Origin of the sequence: Micromonospora sp. WMMD708 (assembly GCF_049315245.1) — a bacterium.
Lineage (GTDB): Bacteria > Actinomycetota > Actinomycetes > Mycobacteriales > Micromonosporaceae > Micromonospora > Micromonospora wenchangensis.
Genome location: NZ_CP186060.1, coordinates 6,824,394 through 6,847,469 on the forward strand (window position 1 = coordinate 6,824,394; position 23,076 = coordinate 6,847,469).

Annotated in this window: 22 protein-coding genes; 9 read left to right on the top strand and 13 right to left on the bottom strand. The window is 70.4% G+C overall.

The window, feature by feature from the left end; translation table 11 throughout:
* Positions 1 to 26: 26 nt before the first annotated feature.
* From ACN260_RS30405 to ACN260_RS30415, 3 genes are read right to left on the bottom strand one after another with little or no spacing between them, the layout of a single operon-like run.
* On the bottom strand, positions 27 to 974 hold the full coding sequence (locus tag ACN260_RS30405) for a terpene synthase family protein (protein ID WP_422754157.1): 948 nt from the start codon (positions 972 to 974) through the stop codon (positions 27 to 29).
* Positions 964 to 2,535: a prenyltransferase gene (locus ACN260_RS30410; RefSeq protein WP_422754158.1), complete on the bottom strand. Its 1,572-nt coding sequence runs from the start codon at positions 2,533 to 2,535 to the stop codon at positions 964 to 966. The genes ACN260_RS30405 and ACN260_RS30410 overlap by 11 nt, the downstream gene beginning before the upstream one ends.
* On the bottom strand, positions 2,532 to 3,614 hold the full coding sequence (locus ACN260_RS30415) for a polyprenyl synthetase family protein (RefSeq protein ID WP_422754159.1): 1,083 nt from the start codon (positions 3,612 to 3,614) through the stop codon (positions 2,532 to 2,534). Before ACN260_RS30415 ends, ACN260_RS30410 begins: the two co-directional genes overlap by 4 nt.
* A gap of 273 nt (positions 3,615 to 3,887) precedes the next feature.
* Here ACN260_RS30415 and ACN260_RS30420 point away from each other — a divergent pair, with 273 nt between their 5' ends.
* The 5 genes from ACN260_RS30420 to ACN260_RS30440 all read left to right on the top strand — a co-directional run bounded on the left by ACN260_RS30420 (position 3,888) and on the right by ACN260_RS30440 (position 9,258).
* Positions 3,888 to 4,769, top strand: a complete 882-nt coding sequence (locus ACN260_RS30420) for a bile acid:sodium symporter family protein (protein WP_422754160.1) — start codon at positions 3,888 to 3,890, stop codon at positions 4,767 to 4,769.
* A 239-nt stretch (positions 4,770 to 5,008) separates the two neighbouring features.
* A complete protein-coding gene (locus ACN260_RS30425; RefSeq protein ID WP_422754161.1) occupies positions 5,009 to 6,223 on the top strand; it encodes an acetylornithine transaminase in 1,215 nt (404 codons plus the stop codon).
* Complete coding sequence (locus ACN260_RS30430) at positions 6,223 to 7,260, top strand: zinc-binding dehydrogenase (protein WP_422754162.1); 1,038 nt, start codon at positions 6,223 to 6,225, stop codon at positions 7,258 to 7,260. The genes ACN260_RS30425 and ACN260_RS30430 overlap by 1 nt, the downstream gene beginning before the upstream one ends.
* A 38-nt stretch (positions 7,261 to 7,298) precedes the next feature.
* Positions 7,299 to 8,180 (top strand): methyltransferase domain-containing protein, encoded by an 882-nt coding sequence (locus tag ACN260_RS30435; protein ID WP_422754163.1) that lies wholly within the window; start codon positions 7,299 to 7,301, stop codon positions 8,178 to 8,180.
* A 13-nt stretch (positions 8,181 to 8,193) separates the two neighbouring features.
* A complete protein-coding gene (locus ACN260_RS30440) occupies positions 8,194 to 9,258 on the top strand; it encodes a polyprenyl synthetase family protein (protein WP_422754164.1) in 1,065 nt (354 codons plus the stop codon).
* Between the two features lie 187 nt (positions 9,259 to 9,445).
* On the opposite strand, the gene ACN260_RS30445 is transcribed toward ACN260_RS30440, so the two are convergent.
* Together ACN260_RS30445 and ACN260_RS30450 are read right to left on the bottom strand one after the other, a co-directional pair.
* Positions 9,446 to 10,663, bottom strand: a complete 1,218-nt coding sequence (locus ACN260_RS30445; RefSeq protein ID WP_422754165.1) for an acyltransferase family protein — start codon at positions 10,661 to 10,663, stop codon at positions 9,446 to 9,448.
* A 4-nt stretch (positions 10,664 to 10,667) separates the two neighbouring features.
* Complete coding sequence (locus ACN260_RS30450; RefSeq protein WP_422754166.1) at positions 10,668 to 11,864, bottom strand: cytochrome P450; 1,197 nt, start codon at positions 11,862 to 11,864, stop codon at positions 10,668 to 10,670.
* Positions 11,865 to 12,121: 257 nt separating this feature from the next.
* Between ACN260_RS30450 and ACN260_RS30455 the strand changes: the two genes are divergently transcribed.
* Positions 12,122 to 13,207, top strand: coding sequence for a Zn-dependent alcohol dehydrogenase (locus ACN260_RS30455; RefSeq protein ID WP_422754167.1), 1,086 nt, complete (start codon positions 12,122 to 12,124; stop codon positions 13,205 to 13,207).
* A gap of 100 nt (positions 13,208 to 13,307) precedes the next feature.
* On the opposite strand, the gene ACN260_RS30460 is transcribed toward ACN260_RS30455, so the two are convergent.
* Both ACN260_RS30460 and ACN260_RS30465 read right to left on the bottom strand, forming a co-directional pair.
* Positions 13,308 to 13,787: a GNAT family N-acetyltransferase gene (locus ACN260_RS30460; RefSeq protein ID WP_422754168.1), complete on the bottom strand. Its 480-nt coding sequence runs from the start codon at positions 13,785 to 13,787 to the stop codon at positions 13,308 to 13,310.
* Between the two features lie 21 nt (positions 13,788 to 13,808).
* Positions 13,809 to 14,735 (bottom strand): zinc-binding dehydrogenase, encoded by a 927-nt coding sequence (locus ACN260_RS30465; RefSeq protein WP_422754169.1) that lies wholly within the window; start codon positions 14,733 to 14,735, stop codon positions 13,809 to 13,811.
* A gap of 95 nt (positions 14,736 to 14,830) precedes the next feature.
* Between ACN260_RS30465 and ACN260_RS30470 the strand changes: the two genes are divergently transcribed.
* Positions 14,831 to 15,496 carry a TetR family transcriptional regulator gene (locus ACN260_RS30470; protein WP_422754170.1) on the top strand — a complete coding sequence of 222 codons (666 nt, stop codon included), beginning with the start codon at positions 14,831 to 14,833 and terminating at the stop codon, positions 15,494 to 15,496.
* Positions 15,497 to 15,539: 43 nt separating this feature from the next.
* Here ACN260_RS30470 and ACN260_RS30475 read toward each other — a convergent pair whose 3' ends face one another.
* The 6 genes from ACN260_RS30475 to ACN260_RS30500 all read right to left on the bottom strand — a co-directional run bounded on the left by ACN260_RS30475 (position 15,540) and on the right by ACN260_RS30500 (position 20,875).
* Complete coding sequence (locus ACN260_RS30475; protein WP_422754171.1) at positions 15,540 to 15,752, bottom strand: hypothetical protein; 213 nt, start codon at positions 15,750 to 15,752, stop codon at positions 15,540 to 15,542.
* Positions 15,753 to 15,897: 145 nt separating this feature from the next.
* Positions 15,898 to 18,408 carry an ABC transporter permease gene (locus tag ACN260_RS30480; protein WP_422754172.1) on the bottom strand — a complete coding sequence of 837 codons (2,511 nt, stop codon included), beginning with the start codon at positions 18,406 to 18,408 and terminating at the stop codon, positions 15,898 to 15,900.
* Between the two features lie 3 nt (positions 18,409 to 18,411).
* Positions 18,412 to 19,164, bottom strand: a complete 753-nt coding sequence (locus ACN260_RS30485; protein ID WP_422754173.1) for an ABC transporter ATP-binding protein — start codon at positions 19,162 to 19,164, stop codon at positions 18,412 to 18,414.
* A 204-nt stretch (positions 19,165 to 19,368) separates the two neighbouring features.
* Complete coding sequence (locus ACN260_RS30490; protein ID WP_422754174.1) at positions 19,369 to 20,334, bottom strand: ABC transporter permease subunit; 966 nt, start codon at positions 20,332 to 20,334, stop codon at positions 19,369 to 19,371.
* Complete coding sequence (locus ACN260_RS30495; protein ID WP_422754175.1) at positions 20,331 to 20,483, bottom strand: hypothetical protein; 153 nt, start codon at positions 20,481 to 20,483, stop codon at positions 20,331 to 20,333. Before ACN260_RS30495 ends, ACN260_RS30490 begins: the two co-directional genes overlap by 4 nt.
* Positions 20,480 to 20,875: a GntR family transcriptional regulator gene (locus tag ACN260_RS30500; RefSeq protein WP_422754176.1), complete on the bottom strand. Its 396-nt coding sequence runs from the start codon at positions 20,873 to 20,875 to the stop codon at positions 20,480 to 20,482. The genes ACN260_RS30495 and ACN260_RS30500 overlap by 4 nt, the downstream gene beginning before the upstream one ends.
* 204 nt (positions 20,876 to 21,079) lie before the next feature.
* Here ACN260_RS30500 and ACN260_RS30505 point away from each other — a divergent pair, with 204 nt between their 5' ends.
* Entirely contained in the window at positions 21,080 to 22,345 is a 1,266-nt protein-coding gene (locus ACN260_RS30505; RefSeq protein ID WP_422754177.1) for a serine hydrolase domain-containing protein, read from the top strand.
* Entirely contained in the window at positions 22,346 to 23,071 is a 726-nt protein-coding gene (locus tag ACN260_RS30510; RefSeq protein WP_422754178.1) for a VanZ family protein, read from the top strand.
* The last annotated feature ends 5 nt before the right edge of the window (positions 23,072 to 23,076 follow it).

Here is a 23,076-nt window from a genome sequence, read left to right on the forward strand (position 1 = left end):
GCGATGACCACCGACGGGTGGCCCGGTCAGCTCTGGCTGCGGTAACGCGCCGATCGCGCCGGCCAGCGGACTGCGGCCGACATGAACGACTCGTAGTGGTGGAGGTAGCGCCGTACGGCCTCGCTGTTTGGCAGCCCGAAGCGGTCGGGGTCCTCGCTGACCTCCTGAAAGGTGAGCAGCGCGTGCTCGGCCATGCGTCTGGCGTGTGCCGTGGCCCGCTCCTCGGTCCAGCCGTACTCGTGCTCCAGGATGATCACGATGTTCGAGGTGACTCCGGCCCGTCGCTCCGCATCGAGCGAATAGAGGTCGTTTGCTATGCACCCGTAGTCGGCGACGGAGGCGTCCACCAACCGCAGGCACGGGTGCTGTCGGACGGACTCGGGCAGGTGGAGCCGGTCGACGAAGTAGTCCAGTTCGACCTGCACCGTCATGGTGCTGAACACCCGGCGCATGAACAGGTAGGAGGAAAGATCGGGTATCCGGCCCCGGCTGCGGAGATCCACTTCCCACAGCGTCGCGGCGAGATAGTTGCGGATCTCCCCCCGCAGCCGGGACGTGTCAAAGTCCGGGTCGAGGTGCCCGATCTCGTCCAGGATCCGTCCGAGCAGCCGTACCAGGGCTCCGTCCGCGGGCCCGGCCGGCCGCCCACCCAACACCTCGAGGATGACGGCGTGCTCAGCCAGCACCCGTTGGCGCCAGTCCCCGTCGATCTGGACGAGATCGCTCCACGCGTCGTCGAACAGGACCAGAAAGGCGATCCAGAGCGTGGCGACCTGTAGCCGCTCCTGGTCCGTGTCCGGATACGTGAGTGCCGCGGCCTCGCCGAGGGCGATCCCGTGTAGCACCTTGGCACTGGACGGGCCCGTCAGCTCGATCTCAGCGGCGACCCGCCGGACGTGGTCGGCGGCGGCGGCCGCGCCGGGATGCGACCGGTCGGGAAACGGGCACGGCAGCAGCAGGGTCTCAGTTTCCATGGTCATCCCTATTCAGACTGTGCAGCACGGCGAGGCAGGTCGCCCGGACGATCCGTACCGGGGTGTAGACGTCCTTGCCGATCCAGAGCGCCGGCGTCCGCTCGGTCACCTCGGCACCGACGAGCGTTTCGCGTGCCGCCGCCAGACCCGACCGGATGTCCGCGCGGTTCGCGGCGGAGTTGCTCAGGCCCAGGATCCAGGCCGCGTACGCGGTCTCCTCCTCGGTTCCGCGACCGTGCCCCCACCGGTCGCCCTGCCGCGTGTCGAGGATCCACTCGACGGCCCGTTCGATGGCCGGGCGGGCCTGCGGGCCTCCGTAGGTGGCCAGGGCATTGACGCAGGTGGCGGTGGCGTAGAAGGGGGAGCCGTGCCACTTGTCGGTCCAACTGCCGTCGCCCGACTGCGCGCTGATCAACCAGTCCCGGGCGGCCCGGGCCGGAGCCTCGTACCGGCCCGCGTCACCGCCCCGACGTCCGATGCGCTGCCCCAACGCCTCCAGGGCATGCGCGTTCGCGGTCGGCGATGGGGTGCGCTCCTCCGGGTAGGTGAAGAACCGTGTGCCGTCGTAGTAGTGCAGCAGGGGGGCCAGGTCGTGGATCCGGCCGTGCACGTCGAGCGCCCAGAGCACCGACGCCGTGTCGTCCGCGTCCACCGGGAGACCGTCTCCGGCCGCGATGCCGTCGTCCCCCAGCGCCGATTCGAGTGAGCTCAGCACAGACTCCGGCACGTGGCACGGGACGCCGTGCACGTGAAACAGGTTGATGATCCAGGAGCGTTCGAAGTGCGGCATCGGCGCGCCGACCGGAAAGAGGCCGTTCGAGCGGGACTGCACCGCGTTCAGGTAGCGCAGGGAGGGGTGGGACGGCTCGGGACGCGTACGCAACCAGGCCGCGGTGGCCGCGGGGGAACAACCGACGCTGCCGGACACCGGAGTTACCGCGGGATCCTCCGACAGGTCCGACCCGATGATCTCCCAGCTGTGCCAGAGTTTCGGCGGGACCGGGTGGGCCGAAGCCGTCGCACCCCGGATCTGGACGAGCAGCTCAGGTGCGGTCGCGGCGGGCGTCCGGAGCGGGCCGCCGCGCACCAGCTCGGCCAGGGCCGGATCGGTGGCGTGGCCGAGTTGACGCAGATGGTCGTTGACCAGGTCGATCAGCCGGGGCACCAGCACCTCGATGGCGACCAGGTCCGGCAACGGGGTCTCGTCGTGGTCGAGCAACGTCCGCAGGGCCTGGACGCCCGCGCCGGCACCCGCCGCCAGTGCGTCGGCGGGCAACTCCCTGTCCACGGGGAGGCCGCGACGGTGGGCCGTGAGCAGTGCCTCGGTGGCGCTCAGGCTGGTCACCAGCCGGAAACCCGGCACTCCCCAGCCACCGTCTACGGCCTGCTCGTCGAGCAGGAACCGCAACCGGGCCGAGTGCCCGTCCAGCCACGGCGCGTCCGAGACGATCCGGCCGCACTCGTACACCGATGGGCTGATCAGGGCCCAGTCGTCGGCGGCCGCCTCGCGGAGCAGCGCGTCCGCCGAGGTCGTCGTCGTGGCGTACGGCGTGATCCTCATGCCGACCTCACCGCCGCCGCCCGGGCCAGATCGCGCAACGCGGCCTTCGCCTCCGGATGGAAGTCGGCGCCTTCGAGCACGGCCAGACCCTGACGGAGCCGCTCCTCGATCATGCGCTCGACCTTCGCCGGCGCACCGGTGGCGAGCAGGATGCGGCGGGCGGTCTCCGCGCCGGCCTCGTCGAGGTTCGGATTGCCGACCAGATCCGCCAGGTCGGACCGCTGCCCGTGGTCGGCCTCCTCCAGGGCGATCGCCAGCAACACGGTGCCCTTGCCTTCACGAATGTCGTCCAGGGTGGACTTTCCGGTGCTCTTCGCGTCCCCGAAGATGCCGAGCAGGTCATCGCGCAACTGGAACGCCTCGCCGATGGGCAGCGCGAACGCCGTACACGCGGCCAGTAGCGACTCGTCGGCGCCGGCCAACGCCGCTCCGATCTGCAGCGGCCGCTGCACGGTGTACCGGCCGCTCTTGTAGCTGGCCACCCTGAGGGCGGTCGTGACGTCGGGTGGTCTGTGGCTGCTCAACAGGTCGTGGTACTGACCGAACATCAGTTCGGTCCGCATCTGGTCGAGGATGGGACGCACCGCCCGCATCTGGACCGGGGTGACGCCGCTGGAGTGGAGCATCTCGTCCGACCAGACCATGGCCAGGTCGCCGAGCAGCATGGCGCTGTCCACGCCGAACCGTACGTTGCGGGCCGGGTCGTCGCTCCGACCGTGCCCGACGAGCGTGACGTGCAGGCAGGGATGCCCGCGACGTACCGCCGCGTTGTCGACGATGTCGTCGTGGATGAGCGCGAAGGCGTGGAAGAGTTCGAGGGAGGCGGCGACGGCCACCGCGGCCGGGTGCTGCGGCCTGCCGCCCGCCGCCTGCCACCCGCAGAGACAGAGCAGCGGTCGCAGGCGCTTGCCGCCGACCAAGACGTAATCGCGCAGCGCGTCCACCACGTCGACCATTCCGGACCCCGCGGCGAGCCGGGCCTTGTCGGCGAAGAAGACAGTCAGTGCCTCGTCGACGCAGCGGCGCATCTCGGAGTACAGCGCGTGGGATCCCCGGCCAATTCCGACCTCGATGGTCACCATATCGTCAGCGGGTTCCTTCCAATTCATCTTCCGGCCCGCGTCGCGCTTTCCCGGCGCGCGGAATGAATGAGGATGTCACCGTGAATGGGGTGTCCGGATCCTCGACCCTCACGACCCTACCGGCGATTATTCGGGGCCGGCAAGGTTGCCGATGTCATCATTGGCGCTACGAATGTTGACGCCGTGGGTGTCGATCGTAGGGCTTTCCAACAGCATGGACATGCGTCAGTCTCCGGTGATCCGATCTGAGATAACCACCGGAGGGGAACCGTGACTCTGCCGCCGCTGGCCGGGGTTTTGCTGCCGCTTGTCATCGCCGTCCTGATGTTCGGGCTCGGCACCACGCTGACCCTGGGCGACTTCACTTCTGCGTTGCGCCACCCCAGGGCGCTCGTCTGTGGGCTCGTCTGTCAACTGCTCGTCATGCCGGTGCTGTGCTTCGGGCTGGTCGTCGTTCTCGACCTGCCACCCGAACTGGCCGTCGGCATGTTGCTGATCGCCGCCTCGCCGGGGGGGACGACCGCGAGCCTGTTCAGCCACCTGGCCCGGGGCGACGTCGCTGTCAACATCACCATGACCGCGGTGAACACCGTGTTGTCCGTGGTGACTCTGCCGATGATCGTGAATCTCGCGTTGGCGTACTTCCAGCCCGCCGAGGTGGGCCGCGCCGGCCTCGGTGCCGCCGAGGTCACCCGGTTGCTGCTGGTCATCCTGCTGCCGGTGGTTGCGGGCCTGGCCGTACGCGCCCGCAGCGCCGACGTCGCACGGCGGCTCGACCCGGTGATCCGGGTGGTCTCGGTGGTGTTCCTCGTGCTCATCGCCGTGACCACGGTGCTCCGCGAGCGGGACCAGCTCATGGCCCAGTTCGGCCGGGTCGGACTGGCCGCCACGCTGTTCTGTGTGCTCAGTCTGGTCCTGGGCTACACCGTGCCCCGCCTGTTCGGGGTCGAGGGACCGCGGGCCGTGGCGGTGGGCATGGACGTCGGTGTACACAACAGCGCGCTCGCCGTCACCATTGCGCTGGACCCCGGCATGCTCGGCAATCCGGAAATCGCCATACCGGGCGTTGTCTACGCCATGGTGACTGTGCCCTGCGCCGCACTCGTCATCTGGCTGATCAACGGTCGGCGGCGGGCGACGGTACCGGCGTGAGGCCCCGCCGTGTGCCGCTAATGTGGACGCCGGTGTCACAAAGAAGGAGTGTTCCGACGACGTCGGCGCATCGTTGAACGGCAATTCGTTGAGAAGGGTTGCGGCCCTTAATTCGATGTGCTCATATGACTGCTGTTGCCGCTGGGACGCGACGAATGGTCGCCCCCGGTCAAGCGGAGACGGTCATCGCGCGGGTGCACGTGCGGGTGTCGTCTGATCGGGAAGAGGGTCTTTCTCTGATGGCTTCTGACGCATTGCCCATCGGATCGGAACTTCGACGTCGATTCGAAGCGGTTCTGATGCCGAACTATGGAACTCCGCCCGTGGCGATCTCACACGGGAGTGGGAGCCGGGTGTGGGACGTGGACGGCCGCGAGTACCTGGACCTGATCGCCGGCATCGCAGTCTCGGCGCTCGGGCACGCCCATCCCGCACTGGTGGAGGCGGTGCGTCGGCAGGTCGGGCGGCTCGCCCACATCTCGAACCTCTACCTGCACGAGCCGGAGGTCCTGCTCGCGGAGCGACTGCTCCACCTGCTCGGCGGCTCCGGGCGGGTGTTCTTCGCGAACTCGGGCACCGAGGCCAACGAGGCGGCCCTGAAGCTGGTCCGCCGGTACGCGGGTAGGAAGCGGTCCTACGTGGTGTCCGCGTGGCAGAGCTTCCACGGTCGGTCGATGGGCTCGCTCGCCCTGGCCGGCAAGCCGGCGATCCGCGAGGCGTTCGCCCCGTTCGGTATCGACGTGCGGTTCGTGCCGTACGGCGACACCGAGGCGCTCACCGAGGCCGTCACCCCCGACTGCGCGGCACTGTTCCTCGAACCGATCCAGGGCGAGGCGGGTGTCGTCGAGGGTGCCGCGGACTACCTGCGGGCTGCCCGTTCCCGCTGCGACGAGACGGGGGCCGTACTGGTCTTCGACGAGGTGCAGAGCGGGATCGGTCGGACCGGGGAGTGGTTTCACCACCTCGCCGTCGGCGTGCGTCCCGACGTGGTGACCCTGGCCAAGGGTCTCGGCGGCGGGCTGCCCATCGCCGCCTGTGTGGGGTTCGGCGGGTTCGGTTCGGTCTTCGCCAAGGGCGATCACGGCTCCACCTTCGGCGCGAACCCGGTGGCCTGCGCCGCCGCGCTGGCCGTGCTCGACGTCATCGAGCAGGACGACCTCCTGTCGAACGCCAAGAGCGTCGGCGCCGCACTGCATGACGGCATCGCCGGCATCGACCACCCGTTGCTGCGCGGTGTCCGTGGTCGTGGTCTCTGGCTGGCGGTCCTGCTCGACGGGCCGCACGGAGCGCGGGTGGAGGTCGCGGCGCTGGAGGCGGGGTTCCTCGTCAACGCCGTGCAGCCGGACGTCGTGCGGTTGTCCCCACCGCTGATCCTCAGCGCTGACGAGGCACGGTCCTTCGTGTCCGCGCTTCCGGGCATCCTCGACGCCGCCGCCGCTGCCGAGGTGGGCTGATGCGCGCGGTGACGATCCACGGGCCGGGGGACATCCGGGTCGAGCACGTACCCGACGCGGCGATCCGGTCCGCCACCGACGCCCTGGTCCGGGTCTCCCATGCCTGTGTCTGCGGAAGCGACCTCTGGGCGTACCGCGGGCAGGTTCCGCGCCTGCCGGGCCAGCGCATCGGCCACGAGTTCGCCGGGGTGGTCGAGGACGTCGGGTCCGAGGTGCGGACCCTGCGCCGCGGCGACCGCGTCCTCGCCCCTTTCGTCTGGTCCGACGGCACGTGCGCCCGGTGCCGTGAGGGTCTGCCCACGTCCTGCCCCCGTAAGGGCTTCTGGGGCGACCCCGGGGCCGACGGGGGCCAGGGTGAGGCGGTGGCCGTGCCGTACGCGGACGCTACGCTGGTCGCGCTGCCGTCGGCGATGGACGAGGACCAGATGCCCGCGGTCCTGTCGCTGTCCGACGTCATGTGCACCGGGCACCACGGCGCGGTCAGCGCCGGCGTGCAGGCCGGCTCTGACGTGGCCATCGTCGGTGACGGTGCGGTGGGCCTGTGCGCGGTACTGGCCGCGCGGCGGCTGGGAGCCGACAGGATCACCGTCTTCGGTCACCACCGGGCGCGCGCCAGGCTGGCCCGCCGGTTCGGGGCGGACTTCGTGATCCTCGCCGAGGCCACGTCTGTCGCCGAGCACGCCAGGGAGTTGTCCGACGGCCGCGGCTTCATGAGCGTCGTCGAGGCCGTTGGTACCGCCGATGCCATGGCCGCCGCGATGGCGGTCGCCGCCCCGGGTGGTCGTATCGGCTTCGTCGGTGTGCCGCACGGCAGCCAGGAGGGCGTGGACCTGCGGGCGATGTTCGACCGCAACCTCACGTTGGCCGGGGGGATCACTCCGGCCCGCACCTACATTCCGCAGCTGCTGCCCCACGTCCTGTCCGGTGCACTGGACCCGGCCCCGATCTTCGATCTCACCGTCGGGCTCGCCGGTGTGCCCGACGGTTACGCGGCGATGAACGATCGCCGAGCCCTCAAGACCCTCATCCGCATCTGAACCACGCGGACGAACCGTTCAGGAACGAGGAGACTGACATGTCCATCGACGTCGGTGCGAAGAACGAGGTCGTACGCAATGACTACGAGCAGGACCTAAACGATCACTGGGAGGAGAAGCAGAGCGACCCCATCAACCTCCTGCTGGGTGCGATGGACGGCCTGTACCACCACCACTACGCGGTCGGTGAATTCAACCGCAACCTGCTGCAGGCGCCGCCGGAGGATCGCGAACGGCTCATCCTGCGCGAGATGCACCGGATGGAGAACGAGCAGGTCGGCCTGATTCTGGACGCGCTCGAAGGGCTGGCACCGGATGCGCGGGTGATGGACGCTGGATCGGGTCGCGGCGGGACCAGCTTCATGGTGCACGAGCGGTACGGATGCCAGGTGGACGGGGTGAACTTCTGCACCCACCACATCGAGTTCGCCGAGCGGTTGGCCGAGCAGCGGAAGTGCGCTGACAAGGTCAACTTCCACTACGCCAACATGGCGAAGACGCCCTTCGCGGACGGTACGTTCGATGCCATCGTCAGCAACGAGACCACGATGTACGTGGACCTCGACGAGACGTTCGCGGAGTTCTCCCGGCTGCTGCGCCCCGGTGGCCGCTACGTCCTGGTGACCTGGTGCCAGAACGACGCCGTGGCCGAGCACTCGGACGACGTCGCCGCCATCGACGAGCACTACGTGTGCCACATCCACAAGCGCAGCGCCTACCTGAAGGCGTTGTCCGACAACGGCCTGGTGCCGTCCCGCGTCCTGGACCTCACGACCGAGGCGATTCCCTACTGGGAGCTGCGGGAGTACAGCGCCCTGAAGACGGGTGTGGAGGTGCCCTTCCTCTCCGGCTACCGGAAGAACTCGCTGAACTACCTGGTCATCGCGGCCGAGCGGGTCCTCGGTCCCAGCGGCAGCTGACCCGGGAGTGGGCATGAGCCTGACTCGGCAAAATCACCGGGTCGGTACGGATCCCCGCCTCGGCGTGGCCAGTGATCTGGTCGACGTCGCCCTGCGGGAAGCCGTCGGCAGGTTGCATCCCGACCTCGGCCGGTTGGCGAGCTACCACTTCGGTTGGTCCGCAGCGGATGGCACGGCGATCAGTGACGGCGCCGGGAAGCTGCTGCGGGCCACGCTGACCCTCCTGTCGACGAGCGCCGTCGGCGCCGAGCCGAGCGACGGAGTTCCGGGCGCTGTCGCGGTGGAGATGATCCACAACTTCTCGCTGCTGCACGACGACATCATGGATGCCGACGCGCTCCGGCGGGGACGGCCGGCGGCGTGGGTCGTCTTCGGGACAGGCATGGCCACCCTCGCCGGTGACGCGCTGATCGCCACCGCCTTCGAGATGCTGCGTTCGACAGGCAGCTCACGGGGCAGGCACTCCGCCGACCTCCTGCTGGCGGGGCTGTACCAGATGATCGACGGTCAGGCCGCCGACCTCGCACTGGAGCGGGTGTCCGCCTCCGAGGTGGAAGCTGACCACTATCTGCGGGCGTGTGCCAAGACGACGGCGCTACTTGAGGCCTCGGCGGCGATCGGCGCGGTCCTCGGCGGGGCCGCGCCGGCGACGGTGGACGCTCTGCGTCAGGCCGGTCGTCACCTCGGGCTCTCGTGGCAGATGGCCAACGATGTCGAGGACATCTGGGGCGACCCGGCTGCGACCGGGAAGCCTGCCCGCAGCGATCTCATCAGATCCAAGAAGACCATTCCGGTCATCCTCGCGCTGCGGGCGGGCAACGCGGCGGCCGTCGAACTGGCCGGACTCGTCGACGAGCGGGCCGGGCAGCCCACGGCCGATCACCTGCAGGCCCAGGCGGACCTCGTCGAGCGTGCCGGTGGCCGCCGGCAGGCGGAGGAGCTGTCCGCGCGACACCTGGCGCTGGCGATCGACAAGCTCGGCGAGTCGGACGTGGCGCAAGCTGGACGACAGCGGATCGACGAGCTGTTCCGGATGGTCCTGGGACGACACGGTGTGTCGACGATGCGGGGCGGATAGTCGGCCGCGCACCCCCTGGTGCATGGTCGGACCGCAACATCGGGGGCGCGGGCAGTGCGCCTGCCCGCGCCCGGTGTGACAGCCCACGCCTGAGCAGATGTGGGGGCCGGGCGCCCGGAGGGGTACGCCGGATCGCCGTCGACACCGACCTGACCGCGCCCCCCCGGCCGGTGCCACCCACGAGTGACTAGTGGCGCAGTGTTCCGCTGCGGACCGCACGTCGGGACCGACGACCGGCCGACACCGGACGGTCGACCGGGTCGGGGGGTGGCTCCGGCCGGTCGGACCGGGCTGCCGGCCCATGGCGCCCGAACCGTCGCATGATCGGCATCTCCACCCCGTGATGCAGCGCCCAGGCCAGGCCCAGCGCGATGCCGAAGAGCGCGGCGACCGCCGCTGCCGAGCCGAGCGGCCCGAAACTGGTCTCGGGGCCGATCACCTGCGTACCGGCAACGACCACCATCCAGTGCACCAGGTAGAAGGCGAACGAGAGATCCCCCAACCGCACCATGGCCCGATGCCGTAGGGGGGACGGTCGGTCCCGGAGGTCGGCGGTGGTCGCCGCGGCGATCAGCGGGACGAACCACAGCGATGCCAGCCCGCCGGTGGCGAACAGGTACGGTGCGGTCAGGACGAACCCGTAACCGGCCACCGCGATGCCGGCCGCGGGTAGCAGGCCGATTCGCGGCCATCGACCGGCCAGCACGATCCGGGCGAGCGTCATGCCCACCAGGAATTCGAGCGCCCGCACCGGCGGGAAGAAGTACACGAACCAGATCTGGCCGAAGGACAGCGACCCACCGGCGATGATCGTCAGCCGGGGCTGATCGCTCACCAGGAACTGCGCGATCAGAGCGGCACCGGTGATCAGGACGGCCAACGAACCCATCGTCCACCAGAGCCGGTTGGCCGGGATCCGGTCCAGGAGCGGCAGCAGCAGCGGGAAGGCGAGGTAGAAGAAGAGTTCGCAGGAGAGGGACCAGCTGACCCCGTTGAACGAGGTGCTGGTGTTGAGGCTCGGCACCCACGCGTGCAACAGCAGAGGATTCGTCACCCAGTCCAGGAGGCCGGTCGCCCGCCCCGCCACGACGGTGAGCACGGCGGCCAGCGCGAAGGTCACCAGGTGACTCGGATAGATCTTGACGACGCGTCGCCGCCAGAAGCTCGTCGTGCGGTCCGCCTTTCGCGCGGTCCAGGTCAGCACGAATCCGCTCAGAACAAAGAAGAAGCCGACGCCGTACGGGCCGGCGAGTGGGAACGTGGACGCGACGAAATCGCCGAGCGAACCGCCGATGAATTGCGTGATCACCGCTATGTGGCAGGCGAACACCAGTGTTGTCGCGACAAATCTCAGGCCGGTGAGAGAGGGCAGCCTCCGGGCAACCGCGTCGTCTGTCATGGCCATCTGGTCACCAGACGACCGGAAGGGCGCTGATCTCGCGGGCCAGGCCGCCGGACTCCCACGTCAGGTCCTTCGGCTCGACCGCCAGACGCAGCGTGGGGAAGCGGGACACCAGCGACCCGATGGCGATCTGCAACTCCGCTCGGGCCAGATGCGCGCCGGGGCAGTGATGCGGCCCGTGCCCGAACGCGAGGTGTGGATTTCTCGCCCGGGCGAGATCGAGCACCTCGGGATCGGTGAACACCGTTTCATCGTGGTTCGCGGAGATGCGCGACGGCAGTACCGCCTCACCGGCCTTGACCACGAAATCGCCGACCCGGACGTCCTGCGTCGCGTAGCGGGCGAAGACCGCGGCCTCGTCGGTCTTCGCGTACCGCAGCAGTTCCTCGACGGCGACATTGATCAGACCGGGTTCCTTCGCCAGCCGCGCGAGCTGCGCAGGGTGACTGAGCAGGAGGTACGAGCAGTGCGCCAGCTGGTAGCTGACGCTGCCGTGACCGGTGGCCAGCATCAGCCGCGCCAGGGTGATCACCTCGTGCTCGTCCACGCGGGAGTCCGCCTGGTAGCCCTCGATCAGGGCGCCGATGAGGTCGTCGGTGGGTGACGACAACCGCTGGTTGAACAGCTCCGCGACGTACTCCTGGAGTTGCCGCACGTGCTCCTGCGCCACCTCCGGAGGCATCGAGGAGGTCGCCGTCATCGCCTGGGACCACTGCGCGAACTGCGTCCGGTCCGCCTCGGGAACGCCGAACAGGTCAGCGATCACCCCGATGGTCAGCGGTACGCTGAAGTCCCCGACCAGGTCCGACGGGGGTCCCTGCGCCGCCATCCGGTCCAGCAGGTCGTCCGTGAGACGCTGGATCAACGGGCGCATCAGCCGGACCCTCCGTGCGGTGAAGACGCGCGAGACCAATCGCCGCAACCGGTTGTGATCGGGCGGATCCATTCCGAGAATGTTCTCCTCGGGCATCACGGGAAAGGCCCTCGGCTGGTCGTGCCCGCTCGCACTGGCGCGGCTGAACCGGGGGTCACTGTGCACACACTTGACGTCGGCGTAGCGGGTCGCCAGCCACGCCTCGTCCCCGAACGGCATTTGGACCAGGCTCATCGGGGCGTCGCGGCGCAGGCGGGCGTACTGCTCGTGGATCGGTGGCGCGTCGTCCGCGTGGAACGGATAGGGGCGGGCTCTGTCGGTGGGCGCCATGCTCGTCCTCACGGTACTGAGTGAATTTCCTGCAGGTTGTGACCGCACATTATTCGGTGGGTGAGAGGCGAGCAATGCTGCGTTTGTCGATGTCGGTGCAGCGTTAGTGGCAGGTGCTACGGACGTTGCTCTGCCGTCAATATGAGCAACCTTGCCCGCCCGTGTGCCGCTCCTTTAGGTTTGGCTGCGCGTCACGTTGGTGAAATGCGTGACGCGGGCAATTTTTGAATTGTCTGTCGACAGCCTTGGAGGGTGAAGTGCGAGCAGCGGTCCTGCACCCGGGCGGCGGTACGTCCCTGGATCTCCGCGACGACGTCACCGCCCTCGGTCCCGATGCGGGCGAGGTGAAGATTCAGATCAGGGCCACCGGGGTGTGTCACTCGGATCTGTCGGTGGTGGCCGGTGGGCTACCGAGCCAGGGCACGATGATCGTCGGCCACGAGGGTGCCGGGATCGTCTGCGAGGTGGGCCCGGGTGTGACCGGGGTCCGGGTGGGCGACCACGTCGTGGTGAACTGGATTCCAGCCTGCGGGCGCTGCCCGGACTGCGTCAACGGCGAGGCCCACCTCTGCATGACCTACATGTCGGACCTCTTCGGCAAGGCGCGGTTCGCGGTCGGCGACACGCCGGCTTTCGGCATGGCCGGCACCGGCACCTGGGCCGAGCAGATCGTCGTTCCCTGGGAAGCGGCCGTACGGATCGATGACGACATCCCGTTCGAGTACGCCGCGCTGCTCGGCTGCGGAGTTTCCACCGGCGTCGGCGCGGCGATCAACACCGCTCGGGTCCGAGCGGGATCGTCGGTGGCGGTGCTGGGGTTGGGTGGCGTCGGGCTCTCCGTCGTCCAGGGCGCGAGCATCGCCGGCGCGGCGCGGATCGTGGCGGTCGACCCCAACCGGGGCAAGCATGGTGTCGCGATGGAATTCGGTGCCACGGACGCGATCACTCCGGACGACCTACGCGCCACCCACGACGCCGTCACCGGTGGGCGGGGCTTCGACTACGTCTTCGAGGCGGTCGGTCGGGCCGCGACCATCCAGGCGGCCTGGGATGTCACCCGGCGTGGCGGGGACACCGTGATCGTCGGTGCCGGCGCTGCCGACGACCTGGTGCAGATCAATGCGTTCGAGCTGCTCTTCCGCGCCCGCAACCTGGTCCCCAGCGTCTACGGCAGCTCCGACCTCCGTCGCGACCTGCCCCGCCTGATCGCCCTGTTCCGGCAGGGGCGGCTCAACATCGAGAGTCTGATCAGCCGCCGCATCCAGTTCGACGAACTGAACGACGCGTTGTCCGCCCTGGAGAAGGGTGACGTGATCCGCCAGGTGGTGCTCTTCGACGACTGAGCTCGACCCCTCCGCTGCCTGGCACTCCGTGACTCCCTGACGACGCCGGCTCGCTGTCGGGTGCGGGGGCCGGCCGTGATCGGCACGAGGGCCCGTGGCCCTACATCTGGTCCCGGCGCAGTTGCAGGGCGGGATGGCGTGGCGGTGCGAATCCGAGGGTTCGGTAGAGGCGTTCGCCGCCCGGGGTGGCGTTGAGGTCGACCACGCTGACCGTGGTGTCGTCGGCGAACCAGCGCAGGAGGGCGTTGAGGCAGTCCCGGGCGTGGCCGCGTCCGCGCGCGTGGGGCACGGTGCTGATGTTGAAGACGTGGCCGCGTAGCCCTCCCGGATTGCCGGGTCCCGGCGCGTGCCGGTCGCAGAGGCCGGAGGCGTTACTGACGATGCCGTGTCCGGGGTCTTCGATCACGAACGCGGCGAACGTCTGCGGGTCGCCCAGCGAACGGGTGAACCAGTCCAGGGCCGCGGCCCGCCACGGTGCCGTGGCGTCGCCGACGGGTGCCCCCATCGCCTCCAGCATGGTGACGCGGAGTCGTACCAGCGCAGCCGCGTCGTCGGGGACGGCCCTACGTGGTCGTGCCATTGTTCGTCCTGCTCCCTGCGGCTACCGGCCGATGTCGAGGACGACCTTGCCGGATACCCGTCCCTCGGTCAGGGCCCGGATGGTGGTGCCGGCGTCCTTCCAGCTGTCGCGCCTGGCGATGCGCGGTGTCAGCGTATTGTCCGTGACCCGCGCGGCCAACCAGGCCAGGTCCTCGGACAGCCCGGCGTGGGCACCCAGGAAGAACGAGGTGACGGAGCGGTCGTTGCGCCCGTCGTGGCCGGAGAAGGCGAGGGCGGGGAAACACTCACCCGTACCACCGACGTTGCCGACCGAAACCAGGGTGCCGTGTTCGGCGAGCTTGTCGTACGCCTGCACCAGGGTTTCGCCACCCACCACCTCGATGACGCCGGTCACCGCCCGGTCGAGCTGCCCGGGGGACCGGATCACCTCATGGGCACCCAGTTCCCGTAGCTCGTCGCCGTGGGCGTCGGGATTGCTCGTCGAAGCCGTGACGTGCGCACCGCCGAGCCGGGCCAGTTGTACGGCGTACCGGCCCACCGCACCGGTGGCACCGGTCACGAGCACCCGGCGTCCGATGATCGGGCCGAGTCGGCGCAGGGCGCGCAGCGCGGTCGCGCCGGCGACCGGCACCGTACTGAGGGGCCCCAGGTCGGCGTTCGGCGGTGCCACGCCGATCCAGTCGGTACGCACTGCGCGTAGCTCCGCCCAGCCGCCCGCGAAGCCCAGCGTCACCACCGGCGTGCCGACGGCCGGACCGGAACCGTCCGCGGCCGCCTGCACCACCACTCCGGCGGCGTCGTAGCCCGGCACGGCTCCGTCCGGGGCGTTGTCCAGGTACAGGTCGCCCGGATTGACAGAGCTGGCAACGACCCGGATCAGGGCCTCGTCGGTGGCGGGCAGCGGGTCGGGTGCCGAACCGAGCCGGAGATTGCCGGGCGCGGTGCGATCAACGAGCAGAGCTTGCATGACGTCGCCTCTCGGGTTGGACTTGCTTCCGAAGTAGAGTGCCACTGAGTGGCATTAGCGTGCAAGTGGCGTACGCCGCTCGGTAGTATCGCCGCATGGCCACCGCGTCGTCGTACCCTCCTCCTCCGCGGCCCTCGCTGCGGGAACGCAAGAAGCAGCGCACCCGTGAAGCACTGACGGACACCGCCCTGGACCTGTTCACCCAGCGGGGCTTCGACGGGGTGACGCTCGACGAGCTGTGCGACCGCGTCGAGGTTTCCAAGCGCACGTTCTTCCGCACCTTCGCCAGCAAGGAGGAGGTGGCGATGGCGCCCTACGAGGACCTGTGGAGAACGTTCCTCGACGACCTGGCGCTGCGGCCGGCCCCTCCCGGCCAGCCGGTCCTGCGGGTGCTGCAGGACAGCGTGTTGGCCGCCATGCAGATCATGGACTCGGGTGACTGGACCCGTCGGCTACTGCTCTGCACGCAACTGGCCGGCAGGACCCCCGCGATCGAAGCCCACTGCCTGTACTTCTGCGACGTCACCGTCCGTGCCGCGCTCGACGTCCTGCACCGCAGGTTCGGTCTCCCGCCTGACGATCTCCGCCCCCGGCTGGCGCTGGACGTCCTCGTCGCCGCGTTCCACCGTGGGCTCGAGACCTGGACCACCCGGCCGCACGCGGCCACCGCCGACCAACTGGCCACCGACACCCGCGCCGCGTTCGCGGCGATCCCCGGCGTCCTCACCCTCGCCACGACCACACCTGCGCAACCGGCCTGACCACGACGCCGGCACGGCGGGAGGACCCGGGTACGGGGGCGGATCAGCTGCGGTACGCGCGGTGCAGGCAGTACAGCCCGACACCCACCCCGCCGAGCAGCAGTGCGGTGCTGCCGACGTGACCCCACCAGTGGTCCAGCAGGCCCTCGGCCAACGTGCCGGAGCGCAGCAGTTCCTCCATCACGACGGCCACCGCGAGGACGACTGTCGCAGCGACGATCCATCCCCGGCGGCCCGTGTTCCCGTCGCCTGTCATGCCTGCAATCGTCTCCCTGTCTCCCGCCTCGGCTATCGTGCCGCAGCGATTCGCCCGTCTCCGTGGTCCGGGGACGGCGGGCGGGCCCGTGTCGTGGGCCCGCCCTCCGAGTATGTTCGGCCGGTCCACCGCTGGCCGTGGCCGGCTACTCCTTGATTCCGATGCCGGCGACCGGGGGGACGCGGAGCAGTCGCGCAACCGGCAGGACCGTGGTGAACAGCGCCAGCAGTGTCGTACCGCCGATGATGGACACCCATCCCAGCGGTGGCACGTAGGGCACCAGCTGCCCGGTGAGCGTGTGCACGATCGACACCAGGGTGACGGCTGCGATGGCTCCGCCGATGAGCAGCGAAACGCCGAGCAGGCCGGTCTGTTCCGCGTGGACCATCCGCTTGACCTGCCTGGCGGTGACGCCGACCAGGCGCAGCAGGGCCAGCTCGCGGCTTCGGGCGAGTGCGGCCATGACCATGGTGTTCGCCGCGGCGAGAGCGGCGTAACCGACCATGATGCCGATCAGGAGCTTGTTGAGCCAGGCGCTCAGCGCAAGGTCGTCGGCGAGCTGACCGCTGACGTCGGCCGTCGTGGTCACCGAGCTGCCGGGGTACTGGCCGGTGACCTCATCCAGCGCGGCGGAGACATCCCTGCCGGGCTCGGTGCGCACCAGGATCCGTTCGTAGCCGGCGACGGCGGTGTGCCCGGCGACGACGTCCTTGACGACGGTGACGTCGCCGAACGCGAAGCCCCGGTCGTAGATCGCCACGACGCGCAGGTCGGCGGGTGTGCCGTCACCGAGCCGCACCGTGACCTGATCGCCCACCCGCCAGCCGTTCGACCCGGCCTGCAGGGTCGACGCTGCCATGGCCGACCCGCGCAGGTCCGCCAGGCTCCCGCTGCGGACCTTGAGGTCCATGGTGAGGTCGACGCCCTCCGGGTCGATCGCCTGGGCGTCCGCGCCCTCGACGGCTCCGTCCGGGATGATCGAGGTGTTCCGTACGCCGGTGGCCGCGAGCACGCCGGGGATGTCGCGGATCTGCGCCAGCATCGTGTCGGGCAGTCCGGTGGCCGAAACCACGGTCTGCTGGGCCAGCATCCCACCACGGTTCTCGGCGACGATCTGCTTGTCCAGGTTGTCCTGGAGGAACCAGATCGAGCCGCCGAAGCCGACGGACAGCACCAGTGCGGTCAGCACCGTGACCATGCCCTGGGCGTTGGCGCGCAGATTCGCCGCGGCGAGGTAACCGCTGTCGCCCCACAACCGCCGCAGCAGCGGGGCGAGCAGACGGGCGGCCGCCCGGTTGATCCACGGTCCGAGCAGGGCGACCGCGAGGACGAGCAGGCACAGCAGACCCATCGCGGGCCCGAGGGCAGCGGTCCCCTTCGCCACGCCGGTGAGGGCGATCAGGATGACGCCACCGGCCAGGGCGAAGAAGCCGGAGACCAGGCGGAGGACGCCGTTACGGTCGGATTCCACGGCGATCTCACCGAGCGCCTCCGTCGGGCGGATCCGCACCGTCCGGCGCGCCGCGATCAGCGCGGCACCGGCCGCCACCGTGACCGTTGCCACCGCCACCGCGATCGCCGCCCAGCCGCCACCGCGAACCGGGAAGGTGTCCGGGATGAACGCCCGGTCCACCAGCGCCCGATGCAGCCAGCGGCTGGCGAGCCAACCGACGGGCACACCGATGACGACGGACAACAGGCTGAGCAGTCCCACCTCGGCGAGGACCAGACGGGCGACCTGGCCGGGGGTGGCGGCGACGGCGCGCAGCAGGGCGAGGTCACGGCGGCGGTGCCGGACCGCGAGACCGATGGTGCCCGCCACCACCAACATGACCAGCAGCGCCACGTAGCCGCCGAACACGCTGCCCAACTGGACCAGCATGCTGGAGGCCACCTGGTCCGCGGACTGTTCCAGCAGTCCCCGCTCGTCGCCGGCGTAGGCCTTGACGCCGGCCCCGGCGGCCAGCCGGCGCACGTCGGCCACCACGGCCGGGGCGGCACCGGGCTCGGCCAGGACGGCGACCGCGTCGACCTGTCCCAGCCGCGGGTGGATGACCGCCGCGTGCGCGTCGGTGAAGAACACCGCGGGTGGTGCGTGCGGGTCCGACCGGGGGCCCGCGTGGCGGACGAAACCGCTGACCCGGTACGTCCGGGCGCTGCCGTTCACCAGGACCGGCACCTCGTCGCCGGGAGCCACCGAAGCGGCCAGCCGTTCGTCCAGCGCGACCTCGGTGTCGCGGGTCGGTCGGGCACCCCTGGTCAACTGGTACGGGGTGATGGCGGTGCTGCTCCAGCCGTGGCCGGTGGCGGCGCCGTTCGGCAGGATCGCCGGCACCGTCCGGTCGGCGATGACGGTGGCCACCCCCGGCAGTTGCCGGATCCGGTCGACCATCTCCGCCGGGACGGTTCCGCCCTCGGGCAGCACGACGGTGTTCGTCTCCTGCTCGCCCAGCATGGTGGAGGTGAGCGTGATGTCGCGGTTGGCGACGACGACGTCGGCGGCCGCGTAACGCTGTGGCGCGGCCGTGAAGCGCAGGCCGGACTCCACGAGGACGCCCAGCGACATCAGGATCAGCACTCCGGCGGTCATCGCCAGGAGGGTGGCGACCGCGCTGCCCTTGCGGTGACGCAGCATCTGTCCGGCCAGTTTCAGCACGGGTCAGCCCTCCCGCGTCAGCTGCGGGCGACGTCCGAGCGTCGCGAGGTGCTCGGCGATCCGCGCCGCGCCCGGCTGCGGCATGTCGTGCACGATGCGCCCGTCGGCCAGCACCATCACCCGGTCGGCGTAGGACGCGGCCACCGGGTCGTGCGTCACCATGATGACCGTCTGTCCCGCCTCGTCCACCACCGAGCGCAGCAGGGCCAGCACCTCGCCGGCGGTCTGGGTGTCCAGCGCGCCGGTCGGTTCGTCACAGAAGATGACCTCCGGCCGGGTGGCCAGTGCCCGGGCGATCGCGACGCGTTGCTGCTGCCCGCCGGACAGTTCCGAAGGGCGGTGGGACAGCCGTTCGGTGAGCCCGACCCGCTCGACGATCTGCTGAATCCACAGGGGGTCCGCCCGCTTTCCGGACAACCGCAACGGCAGCGTGATGTTCTCCTGCACCGTCAACGCCCCGACGAGGTTGAACGCCTGGAAGACGAACCCGATCTCCGACCGCCGCAGCTTGGTCAGCTTTGTCTCCGACAGCTTCGACAGTTCCGTGTCGCCGACCCACACCAGGCCGCTGGTCGGGCGGTCCAGCCCCGCCGCGGTCTGCAGCAACGTGCTCTTGCCCGAGCCGGACGGGCCCATCACCGCGGTGAACGTCCCCCGCTGGAAGGCCGCGTCGACACCGGCGAGCGCGGTTACCGCCTGCCGATCCCCGCCATAGACCTTGCGTAATTGCTGTACCCGCACCGCCGCCACCGGCATCGCTCTGTCAATTGTCGACACAGAATCGGGTCGCGCATTATTCACCGACATCGCCGGACTCCCATTTTCGTTGATTTCTTCCGCGCCAAGAAACCATATTTTCGGGAATCGCCGACAACAATCCAGGTGGCGGGCCGATCGAGGTAGTGCTGGCTGTACCGTCGTTCGTCACCCGAGGGCGATCGGGGAGTGGGTGACCGGCTGCTAGATCATGCGGCGTCGTACCCGCCACACCACCACGCCGGTCAGCACCGCCGCGACGGCGACGAACAGGGCCGCCTCGATGAGCTGGAACGTCCAGAACCGGCCGGCGGGGTGGTAGACCCCGAACTCCTGGACGCCCCGGGCGTGCAGGAACTGGTTGAGGTTGGTGCCGGCCCGGTCGGCGGCGTCCTGAAGCTCGTGGTACTCGGTCGAGCCGAGCCTGCGCCCGGTCGCGTCGGCGTAGCCGTGTTCGATCGTCCAGTCGGCGACGCCGGGTCCGGACCCGTGCCCGGCACCGCCGACGGGGATCGGCCGCACGGCGGTGATCGGGGTGGCGTACGCGGGGCGGGCCAGCAGCGCCACCGACATCCGGGCGGCGAGGAACGCCCCGAACGCGACGCCGAACGCGGGCAGGCTGCGCCGCAGGACCGCCCCGGCGGTGGTGGCGACGGCGAACGCGAACAGCGCGTACGCCACCGGAACGACCCCCTCCAGGTCGAACGCGTCGTACTGGAACCGCCCTTCCCACGCGTCGAACGGCTGCCGGAACCAGGTGAGCACCACGGTGAACGTGCCGGTGAGCGCGACGGTGACGCCGGCCAGTGCGGCGAGCTTGGCCGCCAGCCAGCGCATCCGGGGCACGGCCTGCGTCCAGGCGAGCTGCCAGGTGCCGTCCTCCAGTTCGCGGGCGAGCAGCGGCGCGCCGAGGAACGCGCCGATGACGACCGGGACCAGGTAGAAGGCCGCGAGCAGGTTCTCGACGTTCCCGTACTCCTCGTCGAGCCGGCGGAAGGAGGCGGTGCAGGTTCCGTCGGGGCCGGCCTGCCCCGCGCACCGGGCGGGGCCGCCGGGGAACAGGTCGTGCGCCTGCGTCCCCAGCACGAGCAGACCGACGCCGAAGATGCCGACGAGCAGGCCCAGCACGCAGACCTCGGTCCGGTGCTGCCGCCAGATCAACCAGGTCATGCCGGCACCCCCGGGGTGGTCGCCGCGCCCGACCCGGACGGCCGGCGCAGATAGGCCGGCACCAGGACCGCCATCGTGCCGGTGCTCGGGGCCGGCAACCCGACGACCAGGCGCGGCAGCGTGGTCTTGCCCGGCCCGGTGTTTGTCACGCCACGTCCTCGTTGCGCGTCTGCTGGTGCACGGAGGTGAAGAGCGCGGTGACCGCCTGCTCGTCGAGGCCGGCGGCGTAGGCACGGCGCAGCCAGGTCGCCAGGCCGCCGCGCAGCGAGGTGTACGTCGCCGGCGGTATCACCGCCGACTGCTGCTCGTTGACGAACGTGCCCTGGCCGGGCCGGCCGGTGACGAGGTTCTCCTGCTCCATCTGCCGGTACGCCTTGGCGACGGTGTTCGGGTTGATCGCCAGGTGCTCGACCACCTCGCGGATGAGCGGGAGGCGGTCGCCGGGTTGCAGGAATCCCAGCAGCACCGCCTGGCGTACCTGCTGAACGAGTTGCAGGTACGGCGGCACGCCGGAGTGGGTGTCGAGGCGGAAGACGAACACTGTATCCCCTTACTGCTTTACTAGGAGACTAGTAAAGCAGTAAGGGGCGGTCAACACGGCACCCCCGCCGGAAGGGTCGGCCGTATCGCGGACGTATCGGAAAACGCATACGCCGGTGCAACGTGCCGGCGTCTTGACTACGGCGATGAGTTGGAGCACACCACTGTCAACGCACGAACCGTCGACCGGGCAGGGAGCGTGACCATGCATGCGGACCCCGTACGGGGCATCGACCGGCGGCGGTTGGTCACCTGGGGCGGCATGGCCGCCGCCGGGCTGGTGGCGGCGGGCGGGCCGCTGACGGCCGCCGGGACCGGCCACGCCGGGCCGGCCCGCGCCGGCTCTCCCGGACGCGACCGGATTCCGCCGGACACCCGCCCCGGCGGGGCCTACGACCGGTACGTGGCCCAACTGGCCGCCGAGGGCAGATTCTCGGGCGTGGTGCTGCTGTCGCACCGGGGCCGGACGGTGCTGTCCCGCAGCTACGGCATGGCCGACCGGGAACGGCAGGTCCGCAACCACGAGGGCACCGCGTTCAACCTCTCCTCGGGCAGCCAGCCCTTCCTGTCGGTGGCCATCCTCCAGTTGGTGCAGCAGGGCAGGGTGGCGCTGGCCGACCCGGTGGGCACCCACCTGACCGGGCTCGCCGGCCCGATCGCCGAGCAGGTGACCATCCACCACCTGCTCACCAGCACCTCCGGCCTGGACGCCCCGATGCCGGACTGGCAACGCGTCTTCCACAGCCGCCAGGAGGTGCACGGCTACCACGAGCAGTGGGTCCGGCAGGCGACCCTGACCGGGGTGCCCGGCACCGGGTCCAACGGCCACCTTCCCGGTGGGGGCGTCGGCCTGGCCATGGCCGCACAGGTCGTGGAGGCCGTGTCCGGCCAGACGTTCTGGGACTACGTGCACGAGCACGTGTTCGGGCGCTGCCGGATGACCGGCTCGGCGTTCTACACGAGGGACCAGTGGCTCACCGACGGGCACATCGCACACCCGTACCTGCGGCAGGCCGACGGCAGCCTGGTGGACGCCGTCCGCAACCTGGACAAGGGCAGCCTCGACCCGAACATCCCGGGCCGCAACCCGGGCCGGGCCTTCATCGGGTACGCCTCCGGCGACGGCTTCGCCACCGCACCGGACCTGGTCCGGTTCGCCGAGGCGCTGCGCGACGGCACGGTGCTCGACCGGCCGTACGCCGACCTGTTCGCCGGAGCGAAACTCCCGGGCCCGGTGCCCACCGCGTACGAGGGGTACACGATGCCGGTGAGCATCGTCAACGGTCAGTGGGTGATCGGCCGGGGCGGCGGAGCCGGCGGCATCGGCGCGAACTGGAGCATCTACCCGGACACCGGGTGGGTCGGCGTCATCCTCGCCAACACCGACGGCGTACCCATGCTGGACATCTGCCTGCGGGAGGCCGAGGCCGTCACCGGAGCGCCGGTCGGCCCACCCGGCGGCGGTGGCTGAGTGGCCCGGCGGGACCTCCCGACCCGTACCGTCACGCTCGCCGGCCTGGCTGTCCTCGGGCTGGCGGGCGCGGCGTTCGCGGTACGGCGGCCACTGCTGATGTCCGCCCCGACGTGCCTGGCCGGGCGGTGGCACGGCTGCTACGACACGTTCAACGGGGTGGTGCTCATGACCCTGGTGGGCCTGCCGGTGGCGGCCCTGGTGGTGTGGGCGCTGGCGCGGCTGCGGCGGGCCGCCGGCGGCACCTCGCCCTGGCGCAGGTCGCTGGCCGAGGTGGGCATGGTCTACGGGACGGTGCCGTTCGGGTGGATGACGCTGATGCCGGGGGCCGCGCCGGGCGTCGCCCCCGGCCGGGTGAGTCTGGTGCCGCTACGGGACCTGGTCACCATGGGGCCGATCGGGATCGGCGGCAACCTGCTGGTCCTCGCGGCGCTGGGGTTCTTCGCCCCGGTCCGGTTCCCGGCGCTGGCGTCGGTGCCGCGGGTCCTGGCGCTCGGCGCCGGCTGCTCGGTCCTGATCGAAACCGCACAGTACGCCCTGTGGCTGGACCGGGTGTCGTCGGTGGACGACGTACTGGTCAACACCGCCGGTGCCGGGCTGGCCGCGCTCGCCTCACGCCGCTGGTGGCGTACCCCGGGGAGGGTGCCTCCCGGTCCCGCGCCGGCAGCGGCCGACCCGGCCCGAGCCCGGCACGAGCGCGTCGGTGCCGCCGCCCGCCGGCCGTAGGCTGC